The following is a 23,765-nucleotide window of genomic DNA, read 5'->3' on the forward strand; positions in this document are numbered from 1 at the left end:
TTCGGGCAAACATGCAAAAAAGGCATGAGCGAACAACGCACCTGTAAAATAAAACCCCAGCCCATCAGGAGGATCATACTCTCTCCCTGGATATGATGTCTTACTTTGCAGATACTTTGTAAACTCATGCCTGATCGAATCAGTAACACGTTGTATCCGTTATTCAATTGAAGATTACGTTCTGAATTATAGCATTGACCTTTCGAACGTGCAAGCCTTTTCATTAAAAAAGTTACTCATTTTTCTCAACGAACCGTTGCAGATGCATCGTCAGGTAACTGACTTCAGCGGCATATACCGGACGACGCAGCCGTCTTTCCATCATTTTGGTCAATTTCCATGCGAGCGAATATACTTCTGGGTATTCCAACTTCAGCATTTCTTCCAGTCGATGGGTCGCTGCTACCTTCTCCCCACGACGAATACGCTCGATTGCAAACCGCAGATGGGTCAGCAGACGCGAATAATCAAGGCTGTCACCGGTAATATTCAAATCAAGCGCATCCTCTACAACCTTCACCATATCGGCGATCAGACGGGAATGCGACTTGATCTCGGTAATATGCTGGTCAGTCAATGCGCTATAAATATGCAGCGCTACAAAACCGATCTCATCTTCTTCCAACGTTACGCCCAGCTTGTTATGAATCATCTCCAACGCATGCTGTGCCAATCGATATTCAGCCGGATACATCTCCCGCGTTTCATACAAAAAAGGATTCTGCACGGTCATGCCTTGCTCCGCACGCTTGATCGCAAACGCGATATGATCGGTTAATGCAATATGGATATGCTCGTTGAGCGGAGTTTTGCTTTCTTTATTAATATAATGAATAATCTCGTTGATTACTTCGATAATACGTTCATCAATCTGCACAGCGAGTTGCTTGTATTGCTCCTGCTCCTGCTGATTGGTCAAAATAAACATCTTCTCTACGACGTCCAGTGGGATGATATCATGCGACTTACGGTTGAAGCCGATTCCCTTGCCGATCACCACAACCTCTTCGTACTGGGGATGGTCTGCGATGATTACGTTGTTATTCAGTACTTTAGCCACCTGTAGGCTGCTCACATTTGCACCCCTTTTACTATCGCCTTATCCCGACTAAGTTATCAAAAAAACACTGTTCCGTCAATAACAAACGCCCATCGGCGCGGTGATGCAAAGAGGCGATCAGACCTCTCCGGTGAGAGAATCCGACCGCCTTTTGCCATGGCATGCTATGTTGTATAGACCTACAGTTATCCCTTATTCGGATTTGATGGCAGTGTCATTTGATTCGGATAATGGCTGTTCGATGATGCGATTGCGTTCACCCATGCCGATGTTGCGGGCAGTCAGCTCGTCGGGTAACAGTTCCAACACCGTTGCTGCGTCGTTCTGCGCATGAACAGGCTGCTTGTCAGTAGACTTCGCTGCGGCTGCTTGTCCGGTAAAGCCTTTGATCATCTCTTCCAGATCCAGACCAGACACACTACGCAGCATTTCCGGCGCGGTTGCCATCAGCTCCGTTACATAATTGCTGACACGGGTAGCACCCCCGCCTTCGCCTTTGCCGGTATCGACGACAGTCAGCTTGTCAATGCCGCTGATTGGCTCGGCGATTTTGCCTGCCAGCTCTGGTAGCATTTTGGCGACGATATCTAGGATGGCGGCTTGACCGTAGTTTTCGAAAGCTTCTGCCAATTTTTGCTTCGCATCAGCTTCGGCAAGACCGCGTAAACGAATGACTTCGGCTTCCGCTGTACCTTTGGCACGTTCGGCATCAGCGATGGCAAGACCAGCAAGACGCTGCTGCTCTGCCGATGCTTTGGCTTCGGTTTCGATGGAGTACTGATGGGCTTCTGCCTGACGCATTTGACGAGCTTTGTCTGCCTGCGCTGCTTGTTCGACAGCGAAGCGATCGGCTTCGGCTTTTTTCTTCACTTCGGCGTCATATTGTTTCTCACGAACGGTAATTTCACGTTCTTGCAAGTCAATCTGACGCTCCTTGCGTACGAGTTCAATACGCATTTGCTCTTCCATCATAATCTGCTTCGCTTTTGCTTCCTGAATATGATATGCCTGATCCGCTTCGGCTTTGGCGGTATCCTGTTCTTTTTTGAAGGCAGCGATTTTTAGTTCTTTTTCTTTCTCGGCTTCGGCTACGTTCGTATCGCGCAGCAATTCGGCTTTTTGTCCTTCTTGCTCGGCGCGTGCTTTTTGGATACGTGAGTCACGTACTGCTTCGGCTTCGGCAATATCGGCATCCCGTTTTACAGCAGCAATCCGTGGTTTACCTAGCGCTTCCAGATATCCATGCTTGTCGCGTACGTCTTTGATAGTAAAAGAGACGATCTGTAAGCCCATCTTTTTCAAATCACGGGCAGCGACGCTCTGTACCTCCTGTGCAAAACGGTCACGGTTCCGATATACTTCCTCAACAGTCATCGAACCTAGAATCGAGCGTAGATGCCCTTCCAGTACTTCCTGCGCTTCGCTCTGTAGCGCCTGAATCGGCTTGCCCATGAATTGTTCAGCAGCAGTAGCTACGTCTTCTACAGAGCTGCCGATTTTGATAATTGCTACGCCATCTGCTAGCACTGGTACACCTTGTTCCGTGTATACTTCCGGTGTGCTCACATCCAGCTTATGTGACAGTAACGATAGAAATTCAGACTTCTGAAAAATCGGCCAAATAAACGCACCGCCACCACGTACAATCTTGATTTTGCGTCCATCCCCATCATCAGAAATGTTACGACTGCCGAGAAACGAGCCCGTCACCACCATCGCTTCATCAGTGCTGACTGTTTTGTAACGCGCCCAGAAGGTAACACCAAGTACGAGTAATACAACGACAACAACGACTGGGATCAAAATCAATTCATTCCACATATTCATACTCTCCCCTTTGATTGAATATCGAATATCGCCATTTCGTTTGAGACGAACCTATCTGTATGAAGCTCTGTATGAATCGTATACCTATTTTCTTAGCTGACGATCTTGTTCAACCGTTACCTAGTTCTTGGTTACGTATCTACCTGCGGATATTGTGTATTTCTTTCTATTGAAAAGAATCATCCTACTAACTCGGAGCGAGCATCGACTGACGTTCAAATTCAGCGACAGCCAGCACGCCTTCCGACTCCTCGACAATGACGACGCGCACACCTGCGGCAATGGCACAGCGGTCAAAGCTTGACGCGATATGTACCGTGTTGCCACCCGCAACAACAATCATCACTTCTCCGTATCCGACCTCTGGCACCGGGATCGTTATTTCTCCAATTCGTCCAACCATCTCGCGGATAGAGTAGCCAGTCGATACTTCGCTATGTTCCATCGGTTTGACATAAGCAAAAAAGACAAGCAGTGCACCTGCTACCGCAGCTGCCAGCGATCCGGTCAGCACAATTCCGGTGGACAATCCCGTATACCGATCCAGCAAAATCCCAGCACCACCAAACACCGTTACCATACCAGCAAGCACAACAGGTTTAAACAGATCCAGTCCCGGCAATTCCAATCCGCCGAATACATCACCCAGCCAGTCACCAAAAATCAGACTGAATAACGCATACACTGTACCAATGATGAGACACGTCCAATAGAGCGTTTCCATAACGTTGCCTCCTTTCCGCCTTCCGCCGCTATCCGGTGGAGCCGATATGGATATGTACGAAAAGCATCAATCGGTTGAAAAGATGTCAAAACAACTAATTTCAAACATGAGTTTGCGGCAATAGCCGCTAGAAATGGCGATATACCTATAATTACGTATATACACCCTACAGGTTTCAATTTTTTACAATTATGTTAGCGAAGTGGAATATGTATGATTGTTGTTGTGCATAACCGATTATGTTCATCACAGCTGATTTTTCTATTTTCGAACAGATTGCAAGCAATGTTCTCAAACACCATTCAGCAATGCCTTCGGTAATGTATCGCAAGGTTGCTCAACTGTGATCAGAGCAAAAAAGCCTGCTTCCATTCAACGGAAACAGGCTTGGCTTGATATCGTAAAATTGTATTCGTATATCTAGTATCAGTAAAACTTACAGTGACATGCGATAGATTTCGCGTACGTCTTCGGCTTTCAGTTTGGCAAAGTTACCGAACGATGGGCCGAATTTGAGAGTTTTCTCTACCATTACATCGATTTGGCTATCGTCGATGTCATAGTCTGCCAGACGGCTTGGTGCGTCGATGGAGTTCCAGAAATCACGCAGCGCTTGGATTCCTTCTTCGCCTATTTGCTCATCCGATTTGCCGGATGGATCGACGTGGAATACGTTGACTGCCAGTTTGGCAAAACGAGCCGGATTCACATGCAGGTTGTGTTTCATCCAGTTCGGGAACAGAATCGCCAGACCGCCACCGTGTGGAATATCGTATACGGCAGAAACGGCGTGCTCAATGTTATGCGTTGCCCAGTCACCAGTCACGCCCATGCTCAGTACGCCATTCAGCGCCATCGTACCGGAGTACATAATGGTAGAGCGCAGTTCAAAGTTTTCCAGATCGTTCACGAGCTGTGGACCTGCTTCGATAACAGCGCGCAGTACGGATTCGCAAGAACCGTCCTGTACTGGTGTGTTTTCTTCTGGATGGAAGTACGTCTCCAGTACGTGGGACATCATATCCACGATTCCGTATACGGTTTGGTCTTTAGGCAGAGAATACGTGAATTCTGGATCAAGGATCGAGAACGCCGGGAATGAGTATGCGCTGCCCCAGCCCAGTTTCTCTTGCGTTTCCGCATTCGTGATTACGGAGCCAGAGTTCATTTCGGAACCAGTCGCCGCAATTGTTAGAATCACACCGAGTGGCAATGCGTCTTGAGCAGCTGCTTTGCGCTCGATGATCTCCCATACGTCGCCATCGTATTTCGCGCCAACGATGATCGCTTTGGCACAGTCGATCACGCTACCGCCACCAACAGCCAGTACGAGGTCGATTCCGTTATCTTTACACAGCTCAACGCCTTTACGTACTGTGCTCAGACGCGGGTTTGGCTCTACGCCTGCCAGTTCGGTTACATTGGCGCCGGCTTGGCTTAATTGCGCCAAGACCTGATCGTACAGACCGGAGCGCTTAATGCTGCCACCGCCATAAACGAGCAGTACATTTTTACCGTATTTAGAGATTTCTCTTTGCAGTGTTTGCAGTTGGCCTTTGCCAAAGATCAATCGTGTTGGATTATAAAATTCAAAAGATTTCATATCGGAAAATCCTCCCTTGATTCGTTACGCAATCATTACCCAATCATTGCGATAAGTTAGTTACGGTTCTGTAGCCCTTTACAATTATATACCTTTGTCGCACAAAAACAAAATTGCCTAGCTATTCTCCGCCTGATTCCATTCGTCATGCTGCTATGGAGTTTGTCATAATGCTATAGAGAATGGTAGCCAAGTAGCAAGAAATGGGAACTCATTGGCTGATACTTTTATATCAAAGGCTGATACCTCTGTATCAAACGAGGTGCGGGTAACAGAACTACTCTGTATACTTGTAAACTTCGCATTTCATTTCAAACAATTATATTGTGATAAATTGATGAACGACATGCAAATGAACAATAGCAAATTGGCAATTGTTGAAAACGCAAAAAGCCAATCTCTGGTTATGTTGGGGGACCAGCGATCAGCATTTTGCGTTTTGCTTTGTTTTTACTTTTAGTTTTTCATTTGGCACTCTGCTTTATTCTTGCTTTTGACTGAATAGTCCCACGAACATGGTTGCTGGTATACAGCACCTTTGGGGAACGTTTCTGTGCAAAAGTAATACCCATGCGTTACTAGTTCATTCTTACGTTACGCCTGTACATAACCTGCACTTTGCACAAAGCGGCGGAATGCTGCGCGTCCGGCATCGTCTTTTTTGTACACGCCGGCATGCTCCAGAATCTCGGCAAATTTACGACCGACCTCGTCTTGAATGGTCCATGTTGCCTGCTCATGTGTCAGTTCGGTGCCGTATTGCTCAATCATCTGTTCCACCCATGGCAAATGCAGGTGCAGTGCATGATCCGGCTGACTGCGGATAATCTCTAGTAATGCGGCATCGCCAGCCAGAACCGAACCGATCTGATCCAGTTCTTCTTTTAGACGCCCCGGCAAAATCGCCAGACCCATCACTTCGATCAAGCCGATATTCTCGCGCTTAATATGGTGCATCTCAGGATGCGGATGGAAAATGCCATCCGGGTACTGTTCGCTGGTACGATTGTTGCGCAACACCAGATCCATCTCATACTGCTCCCCGCGACGACGCACAATCGGCGTTACTGTATTGTGCCGTACTGGATTCCCTTGGCTGTCCGGTGTAGACGACAAAATGTCGACTTCGGCATCGCTGTAACCTTTCCACGCTTCATAGATTTCATCCGCCGCATCCAGCAGCAGACTATCATTGTACGCACGCAGACGGATGACCGACATCGGCCAGTTGACCAGCTCCAGCGTAATATCTTCACGTTTCGTGTGACGATATACTTCTTCGACTGCTGCCTTTTCAATAGGGAACGTATGACGTCCACCTTGGAAATGGTCATGAGTCAGAATCGAACCGCCAACAATCGGCAGATCCGCGTTGGAACCGAGGAAGTAATGCGGGAACTCCTCAACAAAATCAAGCAAACGACGGAACGTTTGTCGCGTTAGCTGCATTGGCACATGATCGTGGTGGAACACGATACAATGCTCGTTGTAATACACATACGGCGAATATTGCAGGAACCATGCTTCTCCACTCAGCATGAGCGGTACAACACGCAGATTCTGGCGTGCCGGGTGATTGATGCGTCCAGCGTAGCCAACATTTTCGCGACATAATTGGCATTTCGGATACGAAGGCGGCGGCAGTAGCTTCGCTTGTGCGATCTCTGCCGATGTTTTCTCCGGTTTGGACAGGTTGATCGTCATCTCCATATCGCCATACGTCGTCGGCTGTTTCCAGTAAACGTTCTTGGCAACACGATCCATACGGATATAGTTGGAGTGAATCGACAACTGGTAAAACTGGTCAGTCGCTGCTTCGATCCCTTCACGATCCAATGTATCGAAGAAATCCGACGTCACTTCGGACGGACGCGCCATCAGCATGCCCATGATCTCTGCATCCATCAGATCACGGTACGTATCGGTATTTTCCTTGAGCATATCAATGCTAAACGCATAATCGATCAGCGTATCGATCAATAGTTGCGGTTCTGCTGCGGCTTCGCCCTGATCGACGCTTGCCAGCAGTGGCACGTTGGCATCATACGGCTCATCAAATCGGAATTTGCTCAGCAGCAGATTGCGAGCGTAATCGAGATCTGCCAGCTTAATCAGCTGTTTATCAAAGGCGAATGTGACCAGCTCGTCAATCGCCAGTAATGCACTATTCTGTTCTGGAGTACGCTCGGTATTATTCATGATCACCATATCCCTGTGGTTTGGATTCATGCCATTGCCATGCACTGGCGATAATATCTTCCAGACGATCGCGCGTTGGTGTCCAGCCGAGTACGGAGCGTGCTTTGGCAGATGATGCGACCAGTACTGCCGGGTCACCGCTACGGCGCGGTTCGATCACAGCCGGGATGTCGCGTCCGGTTACTTGTTTGGCAGTCTCGATTACTTGTTTCACTGAGAAGCCCTGTCCGTTACCAAGATTGAATACGTTGCTATCTCCTCCACCTGCGAGGTATTCGACAGCTTTGACATGGGCATCTGCGAGATCGCTGACGTGGATATAGTCGCGTACGCAAGTGCCATCTTCGGTTGGATAGTCATCGCCGAATACGGAGATGTGCTGACGTTGACCGAGTGCAGTTTGCAGAACTAGTGGAACGAGATGCGATTCTGGACGATGATCTTCGCCGATTTTGCCGCTAGCGTGTGCGCCAGCTGCGTTAAAATAGCGCAGAGCTACATAGCGGATGCTGTGTACTTTATCAAACCACGACATCATGCGCTCCATCACCAGCTTCGTTTCGCCGTATACGTTCGCTGGCTCGGTGCGGTCAGTTTCTTCGATTGGAACTTTGTCCGGTTCGCCATACGTTGCTGCGGTAGAAGAGAAGACGATGTTGCTAACGCCTGCTTTTTGCATTTCTTCCAGTAGACACATCGCGCCGTATACGTTGTTGTCGTAGTATTTGGACGGATTCTGCATACTTTCACCAACGAGTGAGCTGGCGGCAAAGTGGATAACAGCAGTGATGTTATTTTCGCTAAAAATGGTTGCCAGCAGTTCTTTGTCACGCAGGTCGCCTTCATATAACTTGCCGCCCAGCAATGCTTCGCGATGTCCAGTCAGGAAATTGTCGATTACAACGACCTCTTCCCCACGCTCTAACAATTCTGCTACTGTATGTGATCCGATATATCCTGCTCCACCTGTTACCAAAATAGCCATTTGTAATTCCTCCCGATCTGTATTGTATAGATGATATTACCTGTATCTGTTCTTATTTCCACTCGGTCACGCCATCGCCTGCGGAGCAAACGTAGAAGTCTGCCTTTAGCCCGGTACGTGTTTCGTATGCTTTTCCGACTTCTTGCAGGAACAGCTCGACATGATCTTCATGCACGAGCGAGACCGTGCAACCACCGAAGCCTGCGCCAGTCATACGTGAGCCGATTGTGCCAGCGATCAGGCGCGCTTCCTCTACCATCACATCCAGCTCTTCACAGCTCACTTCGTACAGATCACGCAGCGAGTCATGTGACTCGTTCATCAGCTGCCCGAAGCGTTGCAGATCATCCTGCTCGAGCGCTTCAACCGATAACAATACACGGGCATTCTCCTCAACGACATGACGGGCGCGGTTGCGAACGATCTTGTCCTCGATCTGTTCTTCCAGCAAATTGTACTGCTCTGGTGTGAGCTGAGATAGATAGTTCAATTGGTCGACATGCGGCTGTAATGTGGTCAGTGCAGCTTCACATTGTGAGCGGCGTTCATTGTACTTGGAATCGACCAGCCCGCGGCGCTTGTTCGTATTGCCGATCACGATGCGGTAATGACCCGTGTTGAAGGGCACATGCTTGTATTCCAGTGTATCGCACATGAGCAGAATCGCATGATCCTTTAACCCGTTAGCGACAGCAAACTGATCCATAATGCCACAGTTCACGCCGACAAACTCATTCTCTGCACGCTGCGATAGAACAGCAATTTCGACAGTGTCAATGTGACCTTTCTCCATCGTTAGCAGTCCGTAGGCGGTGACGACTTCAATCGAAGCCGAAGAAGAAAGACCGGAGCCGTTCGGAATGTTGCCGAAGAATAACAGATCATATCCACCGCTAAGTGGAGTGCCCTTTTCCTTCAAAACGGTAATGACACCAAGCGGGTAATCCATCCATTCCTTCGTTGTGCCAATCCCGATCTCGGGTAGAGCAAATTCGCCTTCCAGCTCTGGGAAATTGATCGAAGCCAGTCGAATGATACGATCATCATTGGCACGAATTGCCAGTGCTGTGCCGAATTCCAATGCTGCCGGAAGCACATAGCCACCGTTATAATCAATATGTTCGCCAATCAGGTTTACGCGACCCGGTGCATGAAAGACATGAATATCGCCGTTCACACCGTATTTATCCGTAAATGCCTGCTTCATCTGTTCCTGATTCATCGGTTGATTCCACCTTGTTTCATAAATTCGGTTTGCTGTCAGCCCTGCGCTGTTATGATACCAGTATAGCTTGAAAGCGCTATGAAGCGTAATGAACAGATGTGTTGTTTATATGGATAAATGTGACTTCAAGATTGTATAATTATACTGTAGCAATATGACGCGTGTATGAACAAAAGATAAAGCGAGCATTAAATTTGCAGCAAATGAGTACAAGCACGCACATTGTATGATGCACAGGAGGTAGTGATTCATGTTAGATAAAACGTATCAGGTAGCACCAAATCCTATTTTTCATGATCAAGGTACATTATATGTGCTATTTACGGGCGAGAGTCAGACGCCTTCGTCGCATCGACTGGGACCTAAGATTTATGATTATTATCTGTATCATTATGTGGCTGCTGGACGCGGGCAATTCATTACCGAGGATCATACGTATAAGCTGAATGCAGGTGATTCATTTCTCATTCATCCGGGTCAATTGGTCAGCTATGTATCAGATCGGCAGCAGCCTTGGCATTATCACTGGGTTGCTTTTGCCGGTCAACAGGCAGATGAGCTGGTCAAGCAGGCAGGCTTCAGCGCTAGCTCACCAGTCGCTCGAACCGCTCCACTCCATGAGCAGAACGGCAGTCATATTCGCCAGCATTTGCAGCAGATGCTACAAGCCTTTTATACGCAAAAAGATAGCTCTGATCTGGCTTCGCTTGGCTATCTGCACCTGATTATGGCAGAAGCTGGAGAGCTGCTGACGCGTGAAGCAGCGCTGCCCGGTGCAGAATCGATTACCCGGCGTACGGTTAAGCAGATGATCCACTACATGTCCAGCCAGTACGCACATCCGGTATCGATTGAGGATATGTGCAGTAGTATCGGCTACAACCGAGCGTATCTGTCACGTATTTTTAAAAAAGAGACAGGCATGACGCCAGTGACGTATTTGCTCAAGCTGCGAATTGATAAAGCGCGTCAGCTGCTACGTGAACGACCCGAGTTGTCTACTCAGCAGATCGCGGCATCCGTTGGGTTGACGGATGCGCTATACTTTTCCAAGCAATTTCGGCGCTTTTATGATGTATCGCCCAGTCAGTACCGCTCGTCCATTCAGCCTCCAGAGGTACAGGAATAGACGAGCGCAACAGTAAATTGGGAATGAGTTTCCATTTATTTAGAATAACGTTTCCAAGCTACTCAGCGGATGTTGCTGGAATGCTTTCCAGTTTGTCAGCGGTTCTAAGGTCAAATGCTCCTCATCGTAGCAAGCAATCTTGCGTGATCCGGCGTGCCAGACAATATGAAGATGACTATAATTATCCACTACAGATGACAGACGCAGTAATTTTGTTCGTCCAAATTTGAATGCAATCGTATCCATCAGCTGGAAAAAATCGATATAACGTATCCCATATTCATTGTTTTCCGGCAATTCCAATCGCTGGGGTTGTTGTTCCAACCATTGCTGCAAATCCGCTGGTAACTTATACGGAAGCAGCGAATGATGTTTATTGCTTTTATCGTGAAATTCGGGCGGTTCCAGTTGCTTGATACGTTCTGCTAGTTCATGATGATCACCTGTACGTGCAATCGTGTATGCACGTTCACCGCTCTTTTCGGTTATTGTGACGTCTGCACCTTGATCTAGTAAATAATGAGCCATCTTCACATCGCCATTACGTACGGCGACCGTTAGCGGGGTTGCCTTGTATGGATAGACTTGATCGGCTTCGTTGTAATTGATGTCCACGCCTTGATTTAGCAAATAATCTACTATTTTCATATCATGCTTCTGTACAGCAGTTCGGAGCGTTTCGCCTGCATGCTTAACAATATCGAGACCGAGTTCCTGCAACAATGGAATATGCTGACCGCCACCGTAGTATGCTTCCTGATATGCTCCTGATTTGACGTTATTGTACAGATCGAGTCGTGCGCCAGATTCATACAAATAACGAATGTCCTGTTCACTAGCATACCGGACGGCTATGAGCATGGCTGGGTTATGGATCGTATTCAATTCTGCTCCACGCTCTACTAAAAAACGTATGATATTGCTTTGTTCAGTAACAATTGCTAAGTGAAGCGGTACTAGCGATGTATATGTTCCTAATTGGATTGGCGCATTGAGATCATGTCCGTTGTCTAGCAACGTTATGACCTGCTCTGCTTGCCCTTCATAAATGGCAAGTGCCAACTCAGGCAAATGCTCGTAATTACCTTGATCTTGTATGCGATACATGAATGCTTCGCTCCTTTGCAACGTATGTAATTTTGCTGTGTCACTGTTTTGCATCTATCTTTTATTGTCTGCTTTGGATATGAAAATTGCAACTTAACGCGAAAGGTATCAACTCAATACGAAAAACACGATCACGCATACATCCAAGATAGCAAAAGCTTGGTACACAATCGAAATAGTTTGCTGCGCTATCGAAACAGTCTGCTGCGCTATCGAAACAGTCTGCTGCGCTATCGAAACAGTCTGCTGCGCTATCGAAACAGTCTGCTGCGCTATCGAAACAGTCTGCTGCGCTATCGAAACAGTCTGCTGCGCTATCGAAACAGTCTGCTGCGCTATCGAAAAAAAGACTCCGCCAAGTTGGCGAAGCCTTTTCCGTATCAAATACGCTGATCCATCAATCTCACCGTGTCGAACGTTCACGTATTATTGCTCGTGATGCTCGCTATCAGTTTTGAGAATCGTCTCGATGCGTTGCAATTCCTCATCCGAGAAGTCCAGATTGTCCAGTGCTTTGATGTTTTCTTCGATTTGCGATACGCGACTGGCGCCGATCAAAGCGGAGGTGACTTTGCCACCGCGCAGAACCCATGCCAGCGACATTTGTGCCAGACTTTGACCGCGCGAAGCTGCTACCTGATTGAGCGCTGTTACTTTGCGAATCGTTTGCGGAGTGATCTGGTCTTTGCCCAAAAATACCGAGGAACCAGCAGCACGGGAGTCTTCCGGCACACCGTTCAGGTATTTGCTTGTCAGCACGCCCTGCTCCAATGGACAGAAAGCGATACTGCCTGCACCCGCAGTGTCCAGCTCATCCTGCAATCCATTCTCAATCCAGCGATCCAGCAAGGAATAACGCGGCTGGTGAATGGTCAGCGGTGTACCGAGCTGCTTGAGAATGCTGACCGCTTCGCGCGTTTGCTCGGCGGAATAGCTGGAAATGCCGACATATAACGCTTTGCCGGAACGCACGATATGATCCAGCGCCATCATTGTTTCTTCCAATGGCGTTTCCGGGTCGAATCGATGAGAGTAGAAAATATCAACATATTCCAATCCCATCCGCTTCAGACTCTGATCCAGACTGGAAATCAGGTTTTTGCGGGAACCCCATTCGCCGTATGGTCCCGGCCACATGTAATACCCAGCTTTGGTCGAGATAACGAGTTCATCGCGGTATGGCGCCAGATCTTGCTTCAGCACCTGACCGAATGTTTCCTCTGCCGATCCCGGTGGTGGACCATAGTTATTCGCCAGATCGAAGTGAGTGATACCCAGATCAAACGAACGGGTCAACATTTCACGCGAATTGGACAGTGTATTGACACCGCCAAAGTTATGCCACAAGCCGAGCGAAATCGCTGGCAGTTTTAATCCCGATCGTCCAAGACGGTTGTATTTCATTTTGTCATAGCGTTGTTCCGAAGCTACATAGACCACAATCATCCCAACCCTTCTGCTAAATAAAGTCGTTGCCTTGCATATCCTCACAAATCATAACGGAAGCGTTATCAATATGCAATCCTATTTCTACAGCTGTTGTATTGGCTCATTGTTTGAGGTTGTGTGTCGTTATGAAAGGCGCTGTTGTCGGATTTGTTGCAGTACATTGCCCATCGACTCAGTAATGATCAGATCCGCATGACGATCATGCGACGTTGCCGATGCATTCAGCAACACAGTATGATTTCCCCGGAAATACGTGACAAAGCCTGCTGCCGGATATACCGTGAGTGACGTACCGCCAATGATCAGCAAATCCGCCTGTGCAATCGCCGCTACCGCTTCGCTAATCACATCGGAATTCAGCGATTCCCCATACAATACGACATCTGGGCGAATCACACCGTTATCAAGTGGACAGCGTGGTACGCCTTCCTGTGCAAGCACATCCTCTAGCGTATAGCTCTTGCGACATGTTGTACAGAAATTGCGGTATACCGAACCGTGCAGCTCCAACACATTGCGACTGCCTGCCTTCTGATGCAAGCCGTCAATATTTTGCGTAATGACCGCGCTAAGTTTGCCTTCTTGCTCCAATTCTGCGAGCAGATGATGCACTGGATTAGGCGATGCATCTGGATGCAGCAGCTTGCCTCGATAAAAGTCAAAAAACAACTCCGGCTCCCGATCAAAAAACGGACGACTCAGCATCTCCTCTGGTGAGTATCCACGCTGTCCATTTTCCTGATACAAGCCCGTTGCCGAACGAAAGTCGGGAATGCCACTCTCTGTCGATGTACCTGCGCCACCAAAAAAGACGATTCGTTCTGATTCATGTATCCATTGTGCCAGCTGATTGATTGTATCCATATCTTATCCCTCCTGAGTATGTCATTTTGTATACGTGTATCATTGCCGTTGCTTACTATGCGCATCGTTGCTACAGCATGCTCTGTGAACAATCTTCTTGCACCTGTACAATTCCAGCGTTGCCCCACATCCAAAAACAAAAGGCAGCGTTTCTGTGCACCGTATCGACGATGGGAAACGCTGCCTGCTGTTGTGACGGTCTGATGATCAAGGATGGCGATTCATCACTTGGACGATGTTTTATCGTTTGCTTTATCAATGTCCTGCATCCAACTCAGCAGTGCATTTACAGTCTGTTTGAGTTGCTCATCAGCTGTAATCTGGGCAGGGCCATCTCCCTTTTGTTCACCGTAGCTACCAAATTGAGCATGATTTCCAGCTGGAATGTTGTAATATACAGCTGTTGCTGGCAGCAATTCGCGAGCAGCCTGATATTTGCTTATATCCAATACTTTATCACTGGATGCGGTAATTGAAATGACTGGCAAACCACTGTTCCCTAGACTCCCTTTTTCATCCGGATACGAAGCTAGGAAAAAGACGCCTGAGATCTGATCTACATGGCTGGCTGCATATCGTGAAGCGAAGACGCCACCAAGTGAATGACCACCGATAATGAATTTCTGATTCGGATTGCTATCCACTACAGCCTGTGCCGCATCGGGCTTGAAGAAAGCAAAGTTAAATGGCATTTTCATAATATAAACGGAATGTCCATTTTTAGCCAACCGCTGTGCTACCAGACTGTACGCCTCTGGCTTCACGCGTGCACCCGGATAGAAAATGACGCTGTCTCCTGTCGGCTTGGCTGCGGCAAACTCAATCCAGTTATCCGAATTATGTACCGTTATGCCTTCTTCCGTCGCGTTGATCGCCTGCTGTGCCTCTGTTGTTGGTTGATACGGAGTCAGCACATACCATGCGGCTGCACCACATGCAATCACTAGTACAATCAACACAGCCAGCAAAATTTTGCCGATTGTGCGAATACGACTGCCACCGCGCCTTGCCCCGCTATATCCTCCGAGATAATTGTTACGCTTGCGTCTAAACATCATGCTCTCCTTCCATTGCTGTTTCTTCAGAGCGATCGCGTCAGACCACTTCCTACAAAGGAAGAATTGTCGCTTGACCACCTGCTATCCATACTCCTGCTTCCGCATATACGTTGCGTCAACATGGACAGTGAAACCACATCGTAAAAATGAATATTGCACCTGCACACTTCGCATACGTAGCAGCGTTGTGCGATGCAAAACAGCCTGTCTCCCTGGCAGGACAACAGGCTGCTCGTATGTGTAGTATACCACTTTCGATATATCGGAAGAAACTTTCCCTTGCAAAACCGTGCAAAATCATCTTTTCCAAGCTGCACCACATTATGCCACGATGACACAGTTGATCATCTGATCAGTCATCATTTTGCAATGGAACATCGTATGCTTCTCCATGCGCTTCAACCAATGTGTGTCAGCCCGCTAATCCAGTGAAAAGTTTAGCTTTGCTTGGCTTCACGGTATACTTTCATATATTGCTCCGCTTTTTGACGCACTAGACTCAGATCGCCTGTTTTGAGCGCATCGGTCGTGAGATCTGAACCGATACCGACGGCAACCGCGCCACCTTTGATCCATTCGCCCAGATTGTCCAGCGAGACGCCGCCAGTTGGCATAAAGTTAGCTTGTGGCATTGGACCTTTCAGCGTCTTAATAATGGACGGTTGATATAGATTGCCCGGGAACAACTTCACAATGTCTACGCCAAGCTCTAGCGCATGCTGCACGCCTTCCAGTGTCGTAACACCCGGCAGAACAGGAATACGATACAGATTACAGATTTTCACCGTATCTGGATTGAGCGATGGTCCTACGACAAACTCGGCACCCGCCATAATGGCTGCACGCGCGGTTTGCGGCTCCAATACAGTGCCTGCGCCGATAATGGCAAATTTATCAGCACTTTCCGATTTCCAGCTGTAAATACGGCTTAATTTCTCAATCGCTTGCAGTGCGCCCGGTACAGTAAGTGTTACTTCGATGACTTTGATACCACCAGCGATCGCTTGCTCTGCCATTTTGAACACTTGATCGGCGGAATCCCCGCGCAGTACTGCAACTACTCCGTTATCGATTATTTTTTGTAGTATTTGTAGTTTTTTCATATATATACTCCTTTGATCATTTTGAAATTTTTTACAATATTAACGTGAACAAAATGAAATGAAAGACAGTATTTATTTGTGAAAATATAGACTGGGTATGATCCTGTCGGACATGTATTTCGTTTCTCTATAGAGGATTCATACTCAAAATATTATTTGTACTTTTCACATAGTTTAAGGATCTATTTCATACTGTCATCTAGTAAAGTCGCATCAAGCTTTGTGCAACCTTGCTTCCTATCCCGTCAACGCTCAATATGCACTTTGTTATCCAGCTTTGCTTCCACCTGTGCATGGGTAGGGAGTGCTTCCCAGTCACCCACCGCTTGAATAACCATCGAGCCGTTCAGATTGCCCAGTCGTACTGCTTCTTCATTGGAATAGCCGCGTAGCAATCCGGTAATAAATCCGGCGCAAAATCCATCTCCAGCACCGACTGTATCCAGCACATGCTCTGCCTTGAAATACGGCACTTCCAGCGTGCGCTCCGGTTCCACTACATACGTCAGATCAGGACCACCTTTGACGATGCTAACGGCTTTCAATTGACGTAAACGGTCAAAGATCTGGTTCTGATCTTCCGTCTCATACAGCAACGCCAGCTCATCTAATCCCGGTAAAAAGTAATCACAGCGCTCTGCCAATCCTAGCAGTACCGGACGCGCTTCCTCTAGCGTCCACAATTTCAATCGCAGATTCGGATCAAAGCATACGGTCACACCTGCTTCAGTAGCAATATCCATCGCCCGGCGCACTGTATCCAGACCCGAACGACTAATCGCCGCGGTAATACCAGTCACATGCAAAATACGCGCTCCGGCAATATACGGTTCATCCAGATGTTCCGGTTTCATATGGCTGGCTGCCGATAAACGGCGGTAATAATGGACAGATGCTTTGCCAGATACATTTTCGCGTAACATCAGACCCGTCGGCTCGCCATCTGCCAGCTGTGAACGTGACACATCGACGCCTTCGCCGCGAAGCGCCTTTTGAATCATAATGCCAAGTGGATCATTGCCAAGTCGACCACACCAGCCGACCGAATGCCCTAGGCGGGCAATACCAATCGCTAGATTACTTTCAGCCCCACCGAATGATTTGCGCAGCTGGGCTGCATACTCCAGACCTCGTGAATCCTCGGCAGTCAACAAACCCATAGATTCACCAAAGGTGACGACTTCCGGATATCCTGTCTGATTGTTCATCGTTTATCCTCCCGATTCCAACATTTGCGGTACAAGCGTATGTAACAGTTACACTGTTTATTTTCGCAACCGCTTTCTTTATTGTCAATGATACGAATTCATCGCCATCCTTATAATGTAAAGGAAAGAGGTAATATTCGTTGTGAATTCAATCACAACACTGATATATTGCTTTTATATTGCCTTTTTTCACTAAAAAATCAATGCCAGGTGGATAAATTAGGCAATTTTCGTTTCAGTCGATACCTACCGGGTAATTAATGAGCAACTACATGTAGTTGGTAACACGTTAACCGTTTATTAATCTGACAGGAGTGATATTGTTATGGCAAACAACAAGAGCAATGGCAAAATGACCCGCGAAGAAGCCGGGCGTATGGGCGGACAAGCCACATCCCGTAAACATAGCAAAGAATTCTACCAGCAGATCGGTAAAAAAGGCGGACAAGCTACGTCCCGTAATCATGACAAAGATTTTTATCAGGAAATTGGACGCAAAGGCGGCGAAGCAACATCGGAAACGCATGATCGCGACTTTTATAAAGAGATTGGACGTAAAGGTGGCAGTAAATAATGTACGCCGATATGGCATCGGCATGTTTGATTACAGCCCCGTCAGGTAATGTCATTGTGGCGCTTACCTGTTCGCAGACGCAGTCGGTTTGCTTTAATCGATAGTATTCATTGTTCACATGGTAAGCCGCCTGTTCTGCAACGCCAGCTTCACACCCTTTTTATAGCGTGTGGCGTTGGCGTTGTTTATGTCTGCTGACCATTTGATTATAACCACTGGTTCATTTTTCACCATGTGTAAAATATAGGGAAATCATTGATGCGATAATCAAAATGATTCGCAGACCGCTTTGTGTGATGCACAAAAAAGGTCTGCTTTTTTGTGTTCTTTTTCTCCGTAATTTACATAATATAAGCTGGCAAAAAGCTGACACATATGATAGACTCTATTAAAAACTTTTGTGTAATATCAGCTTGTTTACACTTGCTTTGCACATATTGGTCCGTATGGGTTCATGACATAATGTATGTTTTCATCCTTTCCGTATGTTCATCCGCTGTATTATGCACTGCTTTTTCAGCTTCTCACTTTGGTATTCAAACGCGCTAAAGTAAAAAAGCTACTATTATATATTTGGGGGGAAACCGACACCATGGCAGTTAACACAAAACAGAAAATGCGTTCGGACATGATCAAAAAAGGATTCGATCGCGCACCGCACCGTAGTCTGCTCCGTGCAGCAGGCGTGAAGGAAGAAGATTTTGGCAAGCCATTTATCGCTGTATGTAACTCTTACATCGACATCGTTCCGGGTCATGTGCATCTGCAGGAGTTCGGTAAAATCGTTAAAGAAGCCATCCGTGAAGCAGGCGGCGTGCCGTTTGAATTTAATACGATTGGCGTGGACGACGGCATCGCTATGGGACATATCGGTATGCGTTATTCCCTGCCAAGCCGCGAGATCATTGCGGATTCTCTGGAAACCGTCGTATCGGCACACTGGTTTGACGGTATGGTCTGCATCCCGAACTGTGACAAAATCACACCAGGTATGATGATGGGCGCACTGCGCGTTAATATCCCGACTGTATTCGTTAGTGGCGGACCGATGAAGGCTGGTAAAGACAGCACAGGTCGTTCGATCTCTCTGACATCCGTATTTGAAGGCGTTGGTGCGTATCAAGCGGGTAAAATCGATGATAAGAGCCTGCTGGAACTTGAACAATTTGGTTGTCCAACCTGTGGATCGTGTTCCGGTATGTTTACGGCGAACTCCATGAACTGTCTGGCTGAAGCACTCGGTCTGGCGCTGCCAGGTAACGGTACGATTCTGGCTGTATCGCCAGAACGTCGCGATTTCGTTCGTCAATCGGCTACCCAGCTAATGGAACTGATCAAACTGGATCTGAAACCACGCGATATCGTAACGGAAAAAGCGATCGACAATGCGTTTGCACTCGATATGGCAATGGGCGGCTCCACCAATACGGTTCTGCACACATTGGCACTGGCGCACGAAGCTGAGATTGAGTATCCAATCGACCGCATCAACGAAGTCGCTAACCGTGTACCGCATCTGGCGAAACTGGCTCCTGCTTCTGACTGGCATATCGAGGATGTGCATCTGGCAGGCGGCGTGAGTGCTGTATTGAACGAACTGCTCAAAAAACCGGGCGCTCTGCATGATGATTGTATTACCGTAACTGGTAAAACATTGCGTGAGAACGTAGAAGGTCAAGAAATCCAAAATCATGAAGTCATTCATGCTCTGGAAAATCCACACTCCGAACGCGGCGGTCTGGCTGTACTGTTCGGTAACCTTGCTCCAGAAGGCTCGATCATCAAAGTCGGCGCGGTTGATGCTTCAGTTGGCGGGTACCACAAAGGTCCTGCAATCTGCTTCGACTCCCAGGATGATGCGCTGTACGGTATCGCTAACGGTCACGTCAAAGAAGGTCATGTTGTCGTTATCCGTTATGAAGGTCCAAAAGGTGGACCGGGTATGCCGGAAATGCTGGCTCCTACTTCGCAAATCGTCGGTATGGGTCTCGGCGCCAAAGTCGGCCTGTTGACAGACGGTCGTTTCTCCGGTGCATCCCGCGGGATCAGTATCGGTCACGTATCGCCGGAAGCAGCCGAAGGCGGTCCCATCGCTTTTGTACATGATGGCGATATCATCGAGCTGAATCTGAACGAACGTAAAATTACGCTGCATGTTAGCGACGAGGAACTGGAAGAACGTCGTAAAACCGAATGGAAAGAGTTCGAGCCAAAAGTAAAAACAGGCTACCTCGCTCGTTACTCCAAACTCGTAACCAATGCCAGCATGGGCGGTATCATGAAAATCTAATCTTCCAGCTTGGAAGAACAGATATAGCAATACGCTTATCCGCTGTACGACAAACCTGATGTAACATCAACATCGGATTGGGTTTGCACTACGCAAAACAAAAGCGAGTCACCGTATACATAGATACGGTGACTCGCTTTTTTGTATACAGGAAACCGATCACATGCACTATGTGTATTCCTCTGTTAACACGCGATCATTCTTTGTCATGATACGATATAGGTACGCAAGAGTCTGTGCTGTTGGACGGAACGGCAGGATTGTCTACAGATACACCGCTCACATTCGCTACCGCCATAATCGATGTAGCTGTTGGCAATTCTAGTTCGCTATGTACTGATTGCGTTCCCTCGGCATACCGATTCAGAAATATATCAGTCGGGCAAAGCATAATCTTCGGCACAAGCTGACTAGACTGTTCTTTGAGACGCATACTGCCAGATGGATGCATCACCGCCATTAGCAATTTGAGATACAATCGTGTGCTCCAGGAAAATAAGCCTCGTGGTAGATCATGAATTGTGAAGCCGAACTTTTCCGGTCCACGATTAATCATACTAACACCATACAGCGCTTTGGCATGCTGCAATTCTGGTTGCTGTTGAATGCAAGTAGCAAGTCGGGGGAAATCTTTTTTCGCTGTCTGTATGAGCAGAATCGCCAGTTGCATCATGGAACGCGAACGAGAAGACAAACTGACTAACTGTTGGTTATCCAAGTGCAGTTCTATAATGAGATCGCCTTTGCATAGCATACGATCATCGTCCAGCTTCAATGGCTGTCCTTGATAAGCACGCAGCCGATAATGAAATAAACTATCCCTATCTGAGCGTTGCAGCTGGAATCCCCAGCGAAATATCCGTTCCCAGCCTAGCCAGATGTTAATCAATACCCGTTTCCATGGAGAGATGAGCGTTCCAATTGGTGCTCTACGATTGCTTGCAGTCTGGCGATCATCCCATTCGGACTGGTTTCGTATATGTCTGGACATATAGTTGCTCCCTTCCATCAGTTCTCCAATCGTTACGGATTGTAAATGACGCTGCTGCGCTTCCTGCAACACCAGTTCTAGTGCTAACAGCATCTCCGCTGGCGCGTCATCATCCGCTCCCCAGGTGTTGCCACAGTCGTGCAATAGCATGATCTCGCCGCCTCTGAGCTTGCGCAGCATGCGTGCGGACAACCGTTGATGACCAACCCGCTTACGCCAGTCGCCGAACAACGAAGACCAGAGTACAATATCGTAATGATTATGTTTGGATAAATCGGACTGATTGACGATCCCCCATGGTGGACGATAGTAGACCGGATGCACACCCGTAATCTGATGAATCACCTGCTGCGTCAGTTGGATTTGCCGCCGCACTGCTGCTGGTGACATGAACCAATTGGCTTTATGATTATAATTATGAATGCCGATCTGATGCCCTTCCTCATGAATCCGGCGCAGTATATCTGGATGCTGTTCTGCATGTCGCCCTACAACAAAGAAAGTCGCGCGGCCATTGTACTTTTGGAGCAAATCTAGCAATAACGGTGTATACACTGGATCAGGACCATCGTCAAACGTAAGCGCAAACTGTGTATCACTCTCTCCCCGACGAAAGACGCGATAGCCGAACATCCGGCTAACCAGACCGGGAATAAACGCGTAAAATGAACCTATGTACAGCAGCCACAAAAATAATTGTTCCATAACTAGCTCCTTTCGGCACCATATCCAGCTTGGAATTGTAGAAAAGGCTCCATTGCGGTTAGCAGGCGATTGGAATTCATATCGGTTGACAATATGCTTGTGTCGTAGAATCATGCTGCGGTCTGATTGGCTTTTGTACCAATTGCCTCTATACTATTTTAGCATACTGCGGAATGTCAGTTGTAACAGTAGACTTTACAATTGCGTATATTCACTACATGACGCGCTTAGATTATCGTAAAAAGGAGTTTTCATCGTTATGTTGCCTTTGTACAAAAAATATTGGCGAACCGCATTTGATATTGCGATCGTCGTATTGACTGTGTATCTTGTTTTATTGCTATCTAGCTGGCTATATCGGATTGCTGCACCAGTATTTCTATCGGTGTTGATTTTTGCGATTATTGAACCGTTTGCGATGTTTTTGAATCGACGCGGATTGCCCAAAATGGCAAGCTCTGCGATTGCTGTTCTGGTATTTGTTCTGATTATTCTTGGTGCGCTATTTGGCGCGGGACTTGTATTCGTATCTCAGATTAGTCAGGTAACGGACGATCTACCAGGATATGCGTCCATCGTGCAGCAGCATTTTGCAAGCTTTACCGTCTTTTTACAGGATAAGCTAAATGCGTTGCCACCTAATCTAACAGAGCAGATTAACGAATATTTTGCTACGTTTACCGCGGGCTTGGCGGTATGGGGCAAATCCCTGTTCAATATCGCGATCGGTTGGCTTGGCACCTTCTCGTCTTTTATCGGCAGCTTTGCAGTTGGCATCATTCTGGCATTCTTCCTGAGTGCTGAGATTAATCTGTGGCGAAGAATTGCTCATGAGAAAACGCCAAATACGATCAAAAAAGCTGTCTTCTTCCTGAAAAATCACGTTTTTTTCGCAATCGGTGCTTATTTAAAAGCACAGCTGATTATGGTGTCGCTGACCTTCGTACTTGTATATATCGGACTACTGATCTTGCAAGTAGATCATGCGTTTTCACTGGCGATTTTGAGTGCGGTATTCGATATTTTGCCGTTACTGGGAATCCCGGTTATTTTCATTCCTTGGATCATTTACTTGTTTATCGTCGGACAAACCGGGCTTGGTATTGGACTCACCGTGCTGCTGATTGTCGTCATGCTAACGCGCCAGCTGCTGGAGCCCAAAATAACCGGAAATTCGATCGGCATCACCTCCGCCTATCTGATGCTGTCGGCGATGATTATCTCACTATCAATCTTCGGCGTTGCTGGGCTAGTGCTCTCGCCGATTCTGATTATTTTACTCAAAGAATTATTTGTACAGGGATACTTGCAGCGCTGGATTACGTTACCAAAAGAAGAATTTGAGCCGATGGGACGTGAAGGTACAGTCGCAAACGCAAATGATGGAAGTGAAGAACCTACATTTTCAGCAGAACCAGCACCGCCTGATGATGAGTTAAAATGATGATGTAGAACGCGAATATTATCACTCATACTCATACTCATACTCATACTCATACTCATACTCATACTCATACTCATACTCATACTCATACTCATACTCATACTCATACTCATACTCAACAATTATGTTATGATCCAGTCTGTCAAGCAAACACAAAAAGGGCGCTTCCTTCATCGGAAAGCGTCCTTTTGTTTGTATTGAACATGTCTATCGTCTTTGA

At 47.3% G+C, this 23,765-nt stretch carries 19 protein-coding genes; 4 read left to right on the forward strand and 15 right to left on the reverse strand.

Annotated features, from left to right (window positions below; translation table 11 throughout):
* Nucleotides 1–232 precede the first annotated feature (232 nt).
* The 7 genes from glcT to ACDE64_RS17750 all read right to left on the reverse strand — a co-directional run bounded on the left by glcT (nt 233) and on the right by ACDE64_RS17750 (nt 9,620).
* On the reverse strand, nt 233–1,075 hold the full coding sequence (gene glcT / locus ACDE64_RS17720) for a glucose PTS transporter transcription antiterminator GlcT (protein WP_411347724.1): 843 nt from the start codon (nt 1,073–1,075) through the stop codon (nt 233–235).
* A 177-nt stretch (nt 1,076–1,252) separates the two neighbouring features.
* The gene (locus tag ACDE64_RS17725; protein WP_411347725.1) at nt 1,253–2,887 is read right to left on the reverse strand and encodes an SPFH domain-containing protein; all 1,635 of its coding nucleotides are present in this window, start codon (nt 2,885–2,887) and stop codon (nt 1,253–1,255) included.
* 187 nt (nt 2,888–3,074) lie between these two features.
* Nucleotides 3,075–3,611 (reverse strand): protease, encoded by a 537-nt coding sequence (locus ACDE64_RS17730; protein WP_411343438.1) that lies wholly within the window; start codon nt 3,609–3,611, stop codon nt 3,075–3,077.
* A gap of 436 nt (nt 3,612–4,047) precedes the next feature.
* Complete coding sequence (locus ACDE64_RS17735) at nt 4,048–5,214, reverse strand: iron-containing alcohol dehydrogenase (RefSeq protein ID WP_411347726.1); 1,167 nt, start codon at nt 5,212–5,214, stop codon at nt 4,048–4,050.
* 594 nt (nt 5,215–5,808) lie between these two features.
* A complete protein-coding gene (locus tag ACDE64_RS17740; RefSeq protein ID WP_411347727.1) occupies nt 5,809–7,413 on the reverse strand; it encodes a UDP-glucose--hexose-1-phosphate uridylyltransferase in 1,605 nt (534 codons plus the stop codon).
* Nucleotides 7,406–8,398, reverse strand: a complete 993-nt coding sequence (gene galE, locus ACDE64_RS17745) for a UDP-glucose 4-epimerase GalE (RefSeq protein ID WP_411343441.1) — start codon at nt 8,396–8,398, stop codon at nt 7,406–7,408. Before galE ends, ACDE64_RS17740 begins: the two co-directional genes overlap by 8 nt.
* A 52-nt stretch (nt 8,399–8,450) precedes the next feature.
* Entirely contained in the window at nt 8,451–9,620 is a 1,170-nt protein-coding gene (locus ACDE64_RS17750; protein WP_411347728.1) for a galactokinase, read from the reverse strand.
* A 253-nt stretch (nt 9,621–9,873) separates the two neighbouring features.
* Between ACDE64_RS17750 and ACDE64_RS17755 the strand changes: the two genes are divergently transcribed.
* Nucleotides 9,874–10,752: a helix-turn-helix domain-containing protein gene (locus ACDE64_RS17755; protein ID WP_411347729.1), complete on the forward strand. Its 879-nt coding sequence runs from the start codon at nt 9,874–9,876 to the stop codon at nt 10,750–10,752.
* Nucleotides 10,753–10,791: 39 nt separating this feature from the next.
* Here ACDE64_RS17755 and ACDE64_RS17760 read toward each other — a convergent pair whose 3' ends face one another.
* The 7 genes from ACDE64_RS17760 to ACDE64_RS17790 form a co-directional block, all read right to left on the reverse strand.
* Nucleotides 10,792–11,859 carry an ankyrin repeat domain-containing protein gene (locus ACDE64_RS17760; RefSeq protein WP_411347730.1) on the reverse strand — a complete coding sequence of 356 codons (1,068 nt, stop codon included), beginning with the start codon at nt 11,857–11,859 and terminating at the stop codon, nt 10,792–10,794.
* A gap of 61 nt (nt 11,860–11,920) precedes the next feature.
* Nucleotides 11,921–12,253 carry a hypothetical protein gene (locus tag ACDE64_RS17765; RefSeq protein WP_411350331.1) on the reverse strand — a complete coding sequence of 111 codons (333 nt, stop codon included), beginning with the start codon at nt 12,251–12,253 and terminating at the stop codon, nt 11,921–11,923.
* Between the two features lie 32 nt (nt 12,254–12,285).
* The gene (gene mgrA / locus ACDE64_RS17770) at nt 12,286–13,299 is read right to left on the reverse strand and encodes an L-glyceraldehyde 3-phosphate reductase (protein WP_411350332.1); all 1,014 of its coding nucleotides are present in this window, start codon (nt 13,297–13,299) and stop codon (nt 12,286–12,288) included.
* A gap of 132 nt (nt 13,300–13,431) precedes the next feature.
* Nucleotides 13,432–14,172 carry an NAD-dependent protein deacylase gene (locus ACDE64_RS17775; RefSeq protein WP_411343445.1) on the reverse strand — a complete coding sequence of 247 codons (741 nt, stop codon included), beginning with the start codon at nt 14,170–14,172 and terminating at the stop codon, nt 13,432–13,434.
* Nucleotides 14,173–14,396: 224 nt separating this feature from the next.
* Nucleotides 14,397–15,230: an alpha/beta fold hydrolase gene (locus tag ACDE64_RS17780; RefSeq protein ID WP_411347731.1), complete on the reverse strand. Its 834-nt coding sequence runs from the start codon at nt 15,228–15,230 to the stop codon at nt 14,397–14,399.
* A gap of 437 nt (nt 15,231–15,667) precedes the next feature.
* Nucleotides 15,668–16,333, reverse strand: coding sequence for a bifunctional 2-keto-4-hydroxyglutarate aldolase/2-keto-3-deoxy-6-phosphogluconate aldolase (locus ACDE64_RS17785; RefSeq protein ID WP_411343447.1), 666 nt, complete (start codon nt 16,331–16,333; stop codon nt 15,668–15,670).
* A gap of 245 nt (nt 16,334–16,578) precedes the next feature.
* Nucleotides 16,579–17,541: a sugar kinase gene (locus ACDE64_RS17790; protein ID WP_411347732.1), complete on the reverse strand. Its 963-nt coding sequence runs from the start codon at nt 17,539–17,541 to the stop codon at nt 16,579–16,581.
* A 325-nt stretch (nt 17,542–17,866) separates the two neighbouring features.
* On the opposite strand from ACDE64_RS17790, the gene ACDE64_RS17795 reads away from it, so the two are divergent.
* Nucleotides 17,867–18,115, forward strand: coding sequence for a KGG domain-containing protein (locus ACDE64_RS17795; protein WP_411343449.1), 249 nt, complete (start codon nt 17,867–17,869; stop codon nt 18,113–18,115).
* 616 nt (nt 18,116–18,731) lie between these two features.
* Nucleotides 18,732–20,405 (forward strand): dihydroxy-acid dehydratase, encoded by a 1,674-nt coding sequence (gene ilvD, locus ACDE64_RS17800; RefSeq protein WP_411350333.1) that lies wholly within the window; start codon nt 18,732–18,734, stop codon nt 20,403–20,405.
* A 196-nt stretch (nt 20,406–20,601) separates the two neighbouring features.
* Here ilvD and ACDE64_RS17805 read toward each other — a convergent pair whose 3' ends face one another.
* Nucleotides 20,602–22,101, reverse strand: coding sequence for a polysaccharide deacetylase family protein (locus ACDE64_RS17805; protein WP_411347733.1), 1,500 nt, complete (start codon nt 22,099–22,101; stop codon nt 20,602–20,604).
* Nucleotides 22,102–22,360: 259 nt separating this feature from the next.
* Here ACDE64_RS17805 and ACDE64_RS17810 point away from each other — a divergent pair, with 259 nt between their 5' ends.
* Nucleotides 22,361–23,545: an AI-2E family transporter gene (locus ACDE64_RS17810; RefSeq protein ID WP_411347734.1), complete on the forward strand. Its 1,185-nt coding sequence runs from the start codon at nt 22,361–22,363 to the stop codon at nt 23,543–23,545.
* Nucleotides 23,546–23,765: the final 220 nt, after the last annotated feature.

This window comes from Paenibacillus sp. WLX2291 (genome assembly GCF_046603665.1).
In the GTDB taxonomy this organism is placed as follows: domain Bacteria; phylum Bacillota; class Bacilli; order Paenibacillales; family Paenibacillaceae; genus Saccharibacillus.